10 protein-coding genes and 1 pseudogene are annotated in these 11910 nt (G+C 72.0%); 6 read left to right on the top strand and 5 right to left on the bottom strand.

Annotated elements, in window-relative coordinates; translation table 11 throughout:
• Positions 1 to 2: 2 nt before the first annotated feature.
• Positions 3 to 716 (bottom strand): class III extradiol dioxygenase subunit B-like domain-containing protein, encoded by a 714-nt coding sequence (locus IQ279_RS20480; RefSeq protein ID WP_206350292.1) that lies wholly within the window; start codon positions 714 to 716, stop codon positions 3 to 5.
• A gap of 151 nt (positions 717 to 867) precedes the next feature.
• Entirely contained in the window at positions 868 to 2355 is a 1488-nt protein-coding gene (gene miaB, locus IQ279_RS20485) for a tRNA (N6-isopentenyl adenosine(37)-C2)-methylthiotransferase MiaB (RefSeq protein WP_206350294.1), read from the bottom strand.
• A gap of 77 nt (positions 2356 to 2432) precedes the next feature.
• Between miaB and IQ279_RS20490 the strand changes: the two genes are divergently transcribed.
• Positions 2433 to 3431, top strand: coding sequence for a TAXI family TRAP transporter solute-binding subunit (locus IQ279_RS20490; protein WP_206350295.1), 999 nt, complete (start codon positions 2433 to 2435; stop codon positions 3429 to 3431).
• A 132-nt stretch (positions 3432 to 3563) separates the two neighbouring features.
• Here the strand turns inward: IQ279_RS20490 and IQ279_RS20495 are convergent, their stop codons facing one another.
• Both IQ279_RS20495 and IQ279_RS20500 read right to left on the bottom strand, forming a co-directional pair.
• Positions 3564 to 4991, bottom strand: coding sequence for a sensor histidine kinase (locus IQ279_RS20495; RefSeq protein WP_206350296.1), 1428 nt, complete (start codon positions 4989 to 4991; stop codon positions 3564 to 3566).
• 39 nt (positions 4992 to 5030) lie between these two features.
• Positions 5031 to 5789 (bottom strand): response regulator transcription factor, encoded by a 759-nt coding sequence (locus IQ279_RS20500; protein WP_206350297.1) that lies wholly within the window; start codon positions 5787 to 5789, stop codon positions 5031 to 5033.
• 282 nt (positions 5790 to 6071) lie between these two features.
• Here IQ279_RS20500 and IQ279_RS20505 point away from each other — a divergent pair, with 282 nt between their 5' ends.
• The 5 genes from IQ279_RS20505 (at position 6072) to IQ279_RS20525 (ending at position 11175) form a co-directional block, all read left to right on the top strand.
• A complete protein-coding gene (locus IQ279_RS20505) occupies positions 6072 to 6848 on the top strand; it encodes an amino acid ABC transporter ATP-binding protein (RefSeq protein ID WP_206350298.1) in 777 nt (258 codons plus the stop codon).
• 53 nt (positions 6849 to 6901) lie between these two features.
• Positions 6902 to 7732, top strand: coding sequence for a glutamate ABC transporter substrate-binding protein (locus IQ279_RS20510; RefSeq protein ID WP_372445193.1), 831 nt, complete (start codon positions 6902 to 6904; stop codon positions 7730 to 7732).
• A 105-nt stretch (positions 7733 to 7837) separates the two neighbouring features.
• Positions 7838 to 8515, top strand: coding sequence for an amino acid ABC transporter permease (locus IQ279_RS20515; protein ID WP_206350331.1), 678 nt, complete (start codon positions 7838 to 7840; stop codon positions 8513 to 8515).
• Positions 8512 to 9420, top strand: a complete 909-nt coding sequence (locus tag IQ279_RS20520) for an amino acid ABC transporter permease (RefSeq protein ID WP_206350300.1) — start codon at positions 8512 to 8514, stop codon at positions 9418 to 9420. The genes IQ279_RS20515 and IQ279_RS20520 overlap by 4 nt, the downstream gene beginning before the upstream one ends.
• 189 nt (positions 9421 to 9609) lie before the next feature.
• Positions 9610 to 11175 (top strand): FAD-dependent monooxygenase, encoded by a 1566-nt coding sequence (locus tag IQ279_RS20525; RefSeq protein WP_206350301.1) that lies wholly within the window; start codon positions 9610 to 9612, stop codon positions 11173 to 11175.
• Positions 11176 to 11234: 59 nt separating this feature from the next.
• Here IQ279_RS20525 and recX read toward each other — a convergent pair.
• Positions 11235 to 11910 (bottom strand): annotated as a pseudogene (gene recX, locus IQ279_RS20530) (recombination regulator RecX); the annotation flags it as partial.

Here is an 11910-nt window from a genome sequence, read left to right on the forward strand (position 1 = left end):
GTCTACGACCAGCTCGCCACCAGGTAGCCGACACCGTACGGTGCCTGGTCGTACAGCAGCCGCCCCTGGAGCCCCGCACCCTCGGCGGCACCGGCCAGCACCTGCCAGCAGGCCCGGCCGGACGCCTTCAGCTCGTAGGCCAGCTCCTCGTCGAGGGCCAGCAGCCCGGCGGGGTCGGCGGCGTCCAGGGCGCGGGCCGCGTCCGCGTCGAAGGCGGGGGCGCGCTCGTCGAAGTAGCCGGGGGCCTTGATCGTCCGGCAGGCGCTGCCGTCGCCCATCGCCAGCAGCGCGACACGCTCCGCCGAGGCGGCCAGCTCCCGCCCGGTCCGCGCGCAGCGCTCCTTCGGCAGCGGCTCCCCCACCGCGATCCCCTCCACGGGCGCCGCGCCCCAGCCCGTACGTTCCAGCAGCCAGGCGCCCACGGCCAGGGACGGCGGCAGCGGATGCCCGGCGGACGGACCCTCGCCCGGCCCCAGCCGGACCTCCAGGCCGACCCCGAAGGGGCGGAAGGACCCGGTGGCGCCCTGCGGATACCTGCCCCGGCCCGCCTGGTCGGCGGTGCCGACGACGACGAGCCGGTCGGGGCGAGCGGCGGCCAGAACGCCGATGGCGTCGTAGCAGGCGGCCCGGGCTTCGTCCGTCTCATGGGCGGCGCCCCCCGCCACCTCGGGCACCAGCAGCGGCGGACAGGGGCATACGGCGGCGGCGACAAGCATGGCTCGCAGCCTACCGCCGCACTCCCTCCCCGCGGTCGGGCGCACAGGGGCCCGCACACGCCTGACCAGCGCGCAACCGGTGCACGCCGGGCTCACGACCGGCGCGCGTACGCCGGGCCCGCGCGCCTGTGCGTTCCGGAAAGCGGGTGCGTCAGCGGGCGGTGCAGCCGCCCGGCGCAGCGGGCGGCTGCTCGGGGACGCCGACGGTCGGCAGCCCGAGCATCACGCCCCGGGGCCCGGCCTCGGGCGCGGCGTTGCGCCGCTCCCAGGCGTCGCCCGCACGGGTGCGCCGCACCCCCAGCACCGCGCCCTCGGCCAGCAGGTGGTGCGGGGCGGCGTAGGTGACCTCGACGGTCGCCATGTCCCCCGGGCGCGGCACATCGCCGTCGGGGCGGGTGAAGTGGACCAGGCGGTTGTCGGGGGCGCGGCCGGACAGCCTGCGGGTGGCACCGTCCTTGCGGCCCTCGCCCTCGGCGACCATGACCTCCAGCGTCCGCCCGACCTGCCTCCTGTTCTCCGCCCAGGAGATCTCCTCCTGGAGGGCCACCAGCCGCTCGTACCGCGCCTGCACGACCTCCTTGGGGATCTGCCCGTCCATCTCGGCGGCCGGGGTGCCGGGCCGCTTGGAGTACTGGAAGGTGAACGCCTGCGCGAAGCGGGCCTCGCGGACGGTGTGGAGGGTCTGCTCGAAGTCCTCCTCGGTCTCGCCGGGGAAGCCCACGATGATGTCGGTGGAGATCGCGGCGTCGGGGATCGAGGCCCGGACCTTCTCGATGATGCCCAGGAAGCGCTCCTGCCGGTAGGAGCGGCGCATCGCCTTCAGCACGCGGTCGGAGCCGGACTGCAACGGCATGTGCAGCTGCGGCATCACGTTCTCCGTCTCGGCCATGGCGGCGATGACGTCGTCGGTGAAGTCGCGCGGGTGGGGAGAGGTGAAGCGGACCCGCTCCAGGCCCTCGACCTTCCCGCAGGCGCGCAGCAGCTTGGAGAAGGCCTCGCGGTCGCCGATGTCGGATCCGTAGGCGTTGACGTTCTGCCCCAGCAGCGTGATCTCGGTGACGCCCTCGGCGACCAGCGCCTCGACCTCGGCCAGGATGTCGCCGGGCCGGCGGTCCTTCTCCTTGCCCCGCAGAGCGGGGACGATGCAGAACGTGCAGGTGTTGTTGCAGCCGACCGAGATGGAGACCCAGGCCGCGTACGCGCTCTCGCGCCGGGTCGGCAGCGTGGAGGGGAACGCCTCCAGCGACTCGGCGATCTCGACCTGCGCCTCCTGCTCGACGCGGGCGCGCTCCAGCAGCACCGGCAGGCTGCCGATGTTGTGGGTGCCGAAGACCACGTCGACCCAGGGCGCGCGCCGCACGATGGTGTCGCGGTCCTTCTGCGCCAGGCAGCCGCCGACCGCGATCTGCATGCCCGGCCGGGACGCCTTCTTCGGGGCGAGGTGGCCGAGGTTGCCGTACAGCTTGTTGTCGGCGTTCTCCCGCACCGCGCAGGTGTTGAAGACGACCACGTCGGCGTCGTCGGTGTCCCCCGGGGCCCGGACATAGCCCGCGTCCTCCAGCAGGCCCGACAGGCGCTCGGAGTCGTGGACGTTCATCTGGCACCCGTAGGTGCGCACCTGGTAAGTCTTCGCACTCATCTCAGTCGACAGGGTACGCGCTCCCCCGTCCGCCCCGCCTCTCCCTTCCGCACAGCGGTCCTGGCAGGATCGGTGTCATGGTCTCCCCGCACATACGGCGCCCATGGGCGCGGCGGCCGCTGACGGCCGCCGGGGCCGCGACCGCCGTGCTCGCGCTGCTGCTGTGGTGGCTGCTGCCCGACGGCGGCCCGGCGCCCAGTGGCCAGGTCGTCTTCACCACCGGCGCCCGGGGCGGGGTCTACGAACGCTACGGGGAGCTGCTGAAGGAGCAGCTGGGCAGCGACCTGCCCGGGGTGGACGTGACCCTCGTGCCCAGCCAGGGCTCGGTGCAGAACATAGAGCGGCTGATCTCCGGCGAGGCCTCCTTCACCATCGCCGCGGCCGACGCGGTCGCCGCCTACGTCAACTCCGGCGGAAAGGACGCCGACCGGCTGCGGGCCTGCGCACGGCTGTACGACGACTACATCCAGCTCGTCGTCCCGGCCGGCTCGCCGGTGCGCGCCGCCGAGGACCTGAAGGGGCTGCGGGTCGGGCTCGGGCAGCGGCGCTCCGGCGTCAACCTGATCGCGGGCCGGCTGCTGAAGGCCGCCGGTCTGGACCCGGACAAGGACGTCCAGCCGGTGCTCCAGGGCATCGACAGGATGCCGGAACTGCTGGTCCGTGGGGAACTGGACGCCTTCTTCTGGTCGGGCGGGCTGCCGACCGGCGCGATCGAGCAGCTCGCCGAGGCCACCGAGATCCGCCTCGTACCGCTGGGCGACCTGGTGCCGGTGCTGCACGCCCAGGAGCCGCAGACCCGCTCCTACCGGGCGGCCCTGATGCCCTCCGACGCCTACCCGGCCGTCCGGGACGGCAAGGCCGTCGAGACGATCGCGGTGGCGAACCTGCTGGTCACCATGGAGGGCACGGACGCCGCGCTGACCGAGGGGATCACCCGCTCGGTGATCAACAGCCGGGACCGCATCGGCCGCGCGGTCCACGCCGCGCAGAAGGTCGACCTGCGCACGGCCATCTACACCCATCCGCTTCCGCTGCACCGGGGCGCCGAGCGCTACTACCGCTCCGTGAAGTCCTGATCCCGTCCCGCCAGGGGCGGGCGGGGCCGATGGCGGCCGGCGGTGGTCGGCGGAGGCCGTCGGGACCCGGTACGGACGCCGCGGGCCGAGCGGCGGGCTGCGGCACCCCGCGACCGCGGCCCCCTCCGGGCCTCACCCCGCGTCCGGCGCGTTCCTCGGCAGGCCGATCACCACACGCAGTCCGTGCGGTTCGTTGCGGGCGAAGGAGATGTCCGCCCCGCCGGCGGCGAGCAGCGCGCGGGAGATGGACAGGCCCAGGCCGGAGCCGGAGACGTTCTGGTGGCGGCCGCTGCGCCAGAAGCGGTCCCCGATCCGGTTCAGCTCGTCCTCGGTGAGGCCGGGCCCGTGGTCGGCGACCTCGATGATCACCCGCCCGCCGGCCGCGGCGACGGTGACCGTGACCGACTCCCCGGCGGGGGTGAACTTCACCGCGTTGTCCACGACCGCGTCCAGCGCGCTGGAGAGCGCGACCGGGTCGGCCCAGCCGGTCACCGCACCCTGCCCGGCCGCACGCAGCTCCACCCCCTCGCGGTCGGCGACCGGACGCCAGGCGGCCACGCGTTCGGCGGCGAGCGCGGCGATGTCGGTCAGCCGCAGGTCGGCGGGTGTGTGCTCGGCCAATGCGAGGTCGAGGAGGTCGTCGAGTACCCGGGCCAGCCGCTTGCCCTCGGCCCGCACCGAGGCGATCTCCTCGTTGTCCTCGGGCAGTTCCAGGGCCAGCAGTTCGATGCGGAGCAGCAGCGCCGCCAGCGGGTTGCGCAGCTGGTGGGAGGCGTCGGCGACGAAGGCGCGCTGCTGCTCCAGGACGGTCTCGACGTGGTCGGCCATCTCGTTGAAGGACCGGGCCAGGCGCTGGAGTTCCGGCGGCCCGCTCAGGGCGGCCACCCGGGAGGCCAGCCGCCCGGTGGCGATGTCGTGGCTGGCCTTGTCCAGTACGCGCACCGGTTTGAGCACCCAGCCGGTCAGCCGGACGGCGAAGGCGACGGCGACGAGCATGGCGGCCGCCTCCCCGACGGCCAGCGGCAGCCAGCCGTGCAGGATGCGCGAGCGCATCGCCCCGGTGGGGGAGTCCGTGAGGACGACGGCGACGACGTCGCCGTCGCGTACGACCGGTGAGGCGACCGCGATCCGGCCCTCCTGCCAGGGCCACACCTGGGGCGGGTCGTGGCTGCGGCGCCCGGCCAGGGCCTCGGCGAAGGCCGCGGCGCCCTCTCCCCGGCGCGGGGGCCGCCAGGTCGCCGGGGCCGCGGCCATCGGGCTGCCGTCGCGGTAGAAGACGCCGGCCCTGATGCCGTAAAGATCGTGGTACCGGGTGAGTTCGTCCCGCAGGGTGGCCAGCCGCTCGTCCTGCTGGCGGGCCTCGGCGGTGGTGGGGCTGCGGGCCGGGGGGCGGGTGGTGACGTACTGCGCCAGGGAGGCGAAGCGCGCGGTGTCGTCGATGCGGTCGACGACGACGTGCTGCTGTTCGGCGGCGGCCATGCTCGCGGCGAGCGGGAAGCCGAGGGCGAGCAGAACGGCGGCCATCAGGGCGTTGAGGAGGGCGAGGAGGCGTGTGCGCACGGCGGGCGGTCCGCTTTCGTCCCGGTCCTGGTCCCGGCCTCAGCCGGTGGGGGCGACGAGCCGGTAGCCGACTCCGCGCACCGTCTCTATCAGGGCGGGCAGGGCCAGCTTGGAGCGGAGCGAGGCGATGTGGACCTCCAGGGTGCGGCCGGTGCCCTCCCAGTTGGTGCGCCAGACCTCGCTGATGATCTGCTCACGGCGGAAGACGACGCCGGGGCGCTGGGCGAGCAGTGCGAGCAGGTCGAACTCCTTGCGGGTCAGAGGGACCGCCTCGCCGCGCACCGTGACCCGGCGGGTGTCGGTCTCGATGGTCAGCGGCCCCAGGCTCAGCTCTCCGGTCCCCGCGGCCCGGGCGCTTCCCGCCTCCCCGCCCGCGGGGCGGTCGGCGCCGGGGCCGGCCGGTGCGCCGGCCGGAGCCGCGGGGGCGGGGGCGGTGCGGCGGCTGACGGCATGGATCCGGGCGAGGAGTTCGGCGGTGTCGTACGGCTTGACCACGTAGTCGTCGGCACCGAGGTTGAGGCCGTGGACGCGGGAGCGCACATCGGCCCGCGCCGTGACCATGATCACCGGGGTGCTGGTCAACCGGCGAATGCGGCCGCAGACCTCGAAACCGTCGATGTCGGGCAGACCGAGATCGAGCAGCACCACGTCGAAGGGCGCCGCGGCTCCGTCCGGGAGCAGGCGCCGCAGGGCCTCCTCGCCTCCGCGGGCGTGCACCACGTCGAAGCCGTGCCGGGCGAGCACGGCGGACAGCGCCGCGGCCACCCGGTCGTCGTCCTCGACCAGCAGCAGTCTCATGGCCCCTCTTCTCCCCAGGTGTTCCCCCGTGTGTCCGTCCAGCCCCTCCCGGGTGTGGCAGTCATCCACTCCGATCCGGCCCGGCGCGTCAAGACCCGGCGGGCCTCTTCTCCACGCGAACCCCCACGTTAAGCAGCCGATACGCCGGCCGGTGAACATTTCGGGCGATAAGTCCCTTTGCGGCTGGATCGTTATGCTCAAGTTCAGCTCAGATGGGATGACGTTGCTCAACGGTGGTCACTAAGGTCCCCTCAACCGACGAGGACGGAGCGAATGACGCCGATGAGCAATGTATCGGTGACCAAGGACGCCGCACCGACGGCGGAGAACCTGGTCGTCCTGGACAATGTCAACAAGCACTTCGGTGCCCTGCACGTCCTTCAGGACATCGACCTGACCATTGCGCGGGGCGAGGTCGTCGTCGTCATCGGACCCTCGGGGTCCGGGAAGTCCACGCTGTGCCGCACCATCAACCGCCTGGAGACGATCGATTCCGGGACGATCCTGATCGACGGCAAGCCGCTGCCCGCCGAGGGCAGGGAACTGGCCCGGCTCCGCGCCGATGTCGGCATGGTCTTCCAGTCGTTCAACCTCTTCGCGCACAAGACGGTGCTGGAGAACGTCATGCTGGGCCAGCTCAAGGTCCGCCGCGTCGACAAGAAGGCGGCGGAGGAGAAGGCCCGCTCCCTGCTCGACCGGGTCGGGGTGGCCAACCAGGCCGACAAGTACCCCGCACAGCTCTCCGGCGGTCAGCAGCAGCGCGTGGCCATCGCCCGCGCGCTGGCGATGGACCCGAAGGTGATGCTCTTCGACGAGCCGACCTCCGCGCTCGACCCCGAGATGATCAACGAGGTCCTGGAGGTCATGCAGCAGCTCGCACAGGGCGGTATGACGATGGTCGTCGTCACCCATGAGATGGGCTTCGCCCGCTCCGCGGCGAACCGGGTGGTCTTCATGGCCGACGGGCGGATCGTCGAGGAGGCCACTCCCGACCAGTTCTTCAGCAACCCGCGCAGCGACCGCGCCAAGGACTTCCTGTCGAAGATCCTTCACCACTGATCCGGCAACGGCTCAGCGGATTTTTGCACGATACGACTCCAGGGATGTTCACCATGACCTTCCGCAAGCCCGGCCTCGTGGCCGCCACCGCCGTCGTCCTCGCCCTGACCGCCACCGCGTGCGGCGGCGGCGCCAGCGGCTCCGACGACGAGAAGATCAACATCGGCATCAAGTTCGACCAGCCGGGTCTGGGCCTGAAGACCCAGGACGGCGAGTACACCGGCTTCGACGTGGACGTGGCCAAGTACGTCGCCAAGGAGCTGGGCTACGACGAGAAGGACATCACCTGGAAGCAGGCTCCCAGCGCCGAGCGCGAGAACATGATCGCCAACGGCGACGTGAAGTTCATCGCCGCCACCTACACGATCAACGACGAGCGCAAGGAGCGGGTGGACTTCGCCGGCCCGTACTTCCTCGCCCACCAGGACTTCCTGGTCCGCGCCGAGGACGACTCCGCGTGGAACAAGGACGAGCTGAACACCAAGGAGCTGAAGCTCTGCTCGGTCGTCGGCTCCACCTCGGCGCAGAACGCCAACAAGAAGTTCGCACCGAAAGCCAACCTGATCGAGTACGGCGGTTACTCGGAGTGCCTGACCGGCCTGGAGAACGAGGCCGTCGACGCCCTGACCACCGATGACTCCATCCTGGCCGGCTACGCGGCGCAGAAGGAGCACCAGGGCAAGTTCAAGCTCGCCGGCCTCAGCCTCAGCGACGAGCCGTACGGCATCGGCCTGAAGAAGGGTGACACCGAGCTGCGCAAGAAGATCAACGACGCCCTCAAGAAGATGGTCGACGAGGGCGCCTGGGAAGAGGCCGCGAAGAAGCACTTCGGCCCGGCCAACTACGAGTACGAGCCCGCCCCGGAGATCACCGAGACGAACTGACGCCGTCCGCGGTGTGCCGTCGCCGTCCGCGGGCGGCGACGGCACACCGCACCTCCGACGGTGTCCGACGAGACGCCATCCGACGAGGCGAGAGCGCGGGAGAACGTGTTCGACTTTCTTGATTCCGGGCAGTACGACGTGCTCGGAGCCTTCTGGGTGACGGTGCAGCTCACCGTTTATTCGGCGATCGGCTCCCTGGTCTGGGGAACGATCCTGGCCGCCATGCGGGTCAGCCCGGTGCCGCTGATGCGCGCCTTCGGCACCGCCTACGTCAACGTCGTGCGGAACACCCCGCTGACGGTCATCATCCTGGCCGCCTCGCTGGGGTTGTTCCAGACGCTGGGCATCACGCTCGCCGGCGGCAGCGACTTCGAGACGATCGGCTTCAGGCTCGCCGTGCTCGGACTGATCGCCTACCACGCCACCTTCGTGTGCGAGGCGCTGCGCTCGGGCATCAACACGGTGCCCGTCGGGCAGGCAGAGGCGGCGCGCGCCCTGGGGCTGAGCTTCTTCCAGGTGCTGTTCCTCATCATCCTCCCGCAGGCGTTCCGCGCCGTCGTGGCGCCTCTGGCGAACGTCCTGATCGCCCTGACCAAGAACACCACGGTGGCGGCCGCCATCGGGGTGGCGGAGGCCGCGGCGCTGATGAAGACGATGATCGAGTACGAGAGCGACGCCATCTTCCTGGTCTCCGCGATGTTCGCCTTCGGGTTCGTTGTCCTGACACTCCCGACCGGCATGCTGCTGGGCTGGGTCAGCAAGCGCGTGGCGGTGAAGCGATGAGCAACCTCTCCGTTCTGTACGACGCACCGGGCCCGCGGGCCAAGGCGCGCAACATCCTCTACTCCGTGGTGTTCCTGCTCCTCCTCGCCCTCGCCCTGTGGTGGGCGCTGGACACCATGGCCGACAAGAACCAGCTCGAGGCGGCGAAGTGGGAGCCGTTCGTCGCCGACGGCCGGGTGTGGACGACATATCTGATCCCCGGCCTGCTCAACACTCTCAAGGCCGCCTTCCTGTCGATCGTCATAGCGCTTCCGCTGGGTGCGCTGTTCGGCATGGCCCGGCTGTCCGACCACCGGTGGGTCCGCGTCCCCGCCGGCGCGGTGGTGGAGTTCTTCCGCTCCATTCCGGTGCTGCTGATGATGTTCTTCGCCAACGCGGCGTACGCGCAGTTCACCGACCTGTCCTCCGATGTGCGCCCGCTGTACGCCGTGGTGACGGGCCTGGTGCTCTACAACGCCTCGGTGATCGCGGAGATCGTACGGGCGGGCATCCTGTCGCTGCCCTCGGGCCAGACGGACGCGGCCAAGGCCATCGGCATGCGCAAGGGGCAGATCATGCTCTACGTGCTGCTGCCGCAGGCGGTCACGGCGATGCTGCCGGCGCTGGTCAGCCAGCTCGTGGTGATCGTGAAGGACACCGCGCTGGGCGGCGCGCTGCTGGGCTACATGGAACTGCTCAGCCAGGTACGGGTGATCACCGCCAACTACGGTGCCAACACCATCGCGGCCTTCACCGTGATCGCGCTGATCTTCATCGTGCTGAACTTCCTGCTCACCAGCTTCGCGAGCTGGCTCGAGGGACGGCTGCGGCGCGGCAAGCGGTCCACCGGGGCCGTGCTGCACGGCGGCGCCGACACGGAGATGGAGTTCGACGAGCCCCACGTCGAGCCCCACGCCCGGAAGTAGCCGCGCGCCGCTCCCCCTTCCGCGCCCGTTGTGCGCCCACTGCCTGTGCCCCCGTCGCTTGACGGGGGCACAGGCAGTGGGTTGCATACGAGGTGTGATCGTGTACCGGGCTCCATCGGCTCCACCCCCTCTCCCCTCCCCCGACCGTGAGAACCGCCCGGGCCGTGAGAACTGCGAGGACCGCTCGTCGTGGACCCGGTGATCGTCGTCGGCGCGGGACCTGTCGGGCTGGCGCTGGCACTGGCGCTGGCACGCCACGGTGTGCCGTCGGTGGTGCTGGACGGCGGTGACGGCGAGGTGGAGCAGCGTACGGCGCGCACCTGCGTCCTGCGGCCGGACACTGCGGCGTACGCGGCGACGCTGGGCGGCGCCCGGTGGGCGGCGTGGCGCACCGAGCGGCGGCGGCAACCGGTGCGGCGGATCGAGTTGGACGCCCGGACCTCGCCGGTGCACATACAGCAGTACGCGCTGGAGCGGGGTATGCGGGCCGCGCTGGAGCGGGAGCCGCTGGCCGAGATCGTCACCGGGGCCCGCCTGGACGAGCTGGAGCAGGACGAGCGGGGGGTGTCGGCCCACACCCGCGGCGTTTCCGGCTCCGCCGGCGCCTGGTGGCGGGGCAGTTATCTGGTGGGCTGCGACGGCGCCCGCTCCACGGTGCGCAAGCTGCTGGGGATCCGCTTCCTCGGGCGCACCTCCGTCGAGCGGCACGCGGTGGCGGCCCTGCGGATGCAGCTGCCCTGGGACGGCGAGGCGCTGCTGCACCGCGATGTGCCCGGTGGTGAGGGCGAGGTGGTGGCGCGTCCGCTGCCCAACGGCGTGTGGCGGCTGGACTGGCTGCTGCCACCGCGCGGCGATCTGGTCACCCCGGACGCGCTGCTGGCCCGGATACGCGACACCCTGGCCGCATGGTGCGGGGAGGATCCTCCCCCTTACGAACTGCTGGACACCGGCGTGCACATCGCGCACCAGCGGCTGGCTCGGCACTGGCGCTCGGACCGGGCCTTCCTCGCCGGGGACGCGGCGCATCTGCTGGGGGCGCTGGGCACCCAGTCCGTCGACGAGGGTCTGCGGGACGCGGCCAATCTGGCCTGGAAGCTGGCGTTGTGCCTGCGCGGCCGGGCGCCCGGGGAACTGCTTGACAGCTATGAGACCGAGCGCCGCGGCGCGGTGGGGGCCCGGCTGCGCGCCCTCGACCAGGCGCTGCCTCTGGTACGCGGGGGCGGGGGACTGCGCACCCTGCTGTCCGGTGCCTCACGGGGACACCTGGAGCTGCTGACGGACGGGCATCTGGGCCGGGGACCGCTGGGCGCGCCCCCGTGCCACGGGCGTTCGCCGCTGGCACCGGGGCAGGACACCGTTCCAGGAGCACTCGCTGTCGGGACCGATCCGGGGTCACCTGTGCGGGATGTGCCGGTGACGGCCCTGGACGGGACGCGGGGACGGCTGTGGGAGCGGCTGGGCGGTGATCTGCTGGTACTGCTGATCGCGCCCGGCACCCATGTGTGGGACAGCCGCCACTGGCTGTCGGCCGGGCTGATGCCGGAGCTGGCCGCCGTGGTGGAGGGGCTGACGGTGCCCGCTGAGCTGCTGGTGGCAGAGGGTTATCCGGGCGCGGTCGCCCACACCGCCCTGGTGATCCGCCCGGACGGGCATCTGGTGACCGCGCTGCCCGGTGCCCGGACCGGTGAGCTGCGCGCCTGCGTGGACGTGGTACGCGGCACCCTGATCGGGGAGGCGGCCGCAGCGGACTCGTGACTCCGTCGTCGACCGGTGGTGCCTTCGATCGGTGCCGCCGCCGACAGATACCGTGCGGCTCAGTCCCCGCCGTACAGGGGGTACTCCTCCATATCCTCCCCTTCCGCTTCCAGCGCCTCTCTCACAACCCGGAGAGCGAGCCCCTCTGAGTAGCCCTTGCGCGCCAGCATCCCGGCGAGCCGGCGCAGCCGCCTGTCGCGCTCCAGCCCTTTGGTGGCGCGCAGTTTGCGCTCCACAAGGGCTCGGGCGGTCCGCTCCTCCCGCCCCGGATCCAGTTGCTCCACCGCATGGTCGATCAACTCGGAGTCAACGCCCTTGTGCCGCAGTTCCCGGGCGAGGGCCCGGCGGGCGAGACCCCGGCCATGGTGACGGGACTCCACCCAGGCGTCGGCGAACGCCGCGTCGTCGATCAACCCGACGTCCTCCAGCCTGGAGAGCACCGACTCGGCGACGTCCTCGGGGATCTCCCGCTTGCGCAGTGCCTCGGCGAGTTGCCCGCGGGTGCGCGGCGTTCCGGTGAGCAGGCGCAGGCAGATCGCCCGCGCCCGCTCCTCCGGATCTGCCGGTGGCTCCCCCTGACGTCCCGCCACGGCTCAGCTCTTGGCCGCTGCGGTGCTCTTGACCGCCTTGGCTCGCGTCGCCGGCGCGGGCACCGTCTTCGCCGCCGCGGCGGGGGCGGCCTCGGTCTTGGCCGCGTCCGCGCCCGGCTCGCCCTCGGGGGCCTCGGTCTTCGCG

Origin of the sequence: Streptomyces verrucosisporus, from assembly GCF_017114865.1 — a bacterium.
GTDB lineage: Bacteria > Actinomycetota > Actinomycetes > Streptomycetales > Streptomycetaceae > Streptomyces > Streptomyces fenghuangensis.

Excerpts from the sequence above, each read along its gene's own strand:
- IQ279_RS20480 (WP_206350292.1), bottom strand. The coding sequence starts at position 716 with ATGCTTGTCGCCGCCGCCGTATGCCCCTGTCCGCCGCTGCTGGTGCCC.
- miaB (WP_206350294.1), bottom strand. The coding sequence starts at position 2,355 with ATGAGTGCGAAGACTTACCAGGTGCGCACCTACGGGTGCCAGATGAAC.
- IQ279_RS20490 (WP_206350295.1), top strand. The coding sequence starts at position 2,433 with ATGGTCTCCCCGCACATACGGCGCCCATGGGCGCGGCGGCCGCTGACG.
- IQ279_RS20500 (WP_206350297.1), bottom strand. The coding sequence starts at position 5,789 with ATGAGACTGCTGCTGGTCGAGGACGACGACCGGGTGGCCGCGGCGCTG.
- IQ279_RS20505 (WP_206350298.1), top strand. The coding sequence starts at position 6,072 with ATGAGCAATGTATCGGTGACCAAGGACGCCGCACCGACGGCGGAGAAC.
- IQ279_RS20510 (WP_372445193.1), top strand. The coding sequence starts at position 6,902 with ATGACCTTCCGCAAGCCCGGCCTCGTGGCCGCCACCGCCGTCGTCCTC.
- IQ279_RS20520 (WP_206350300.1), top strand. The coding sequence starts at position 8,512 with ATGAGCAACCTCTCCGTTCTGTACGACGCACCGGGCCCGCGGGCCAAG.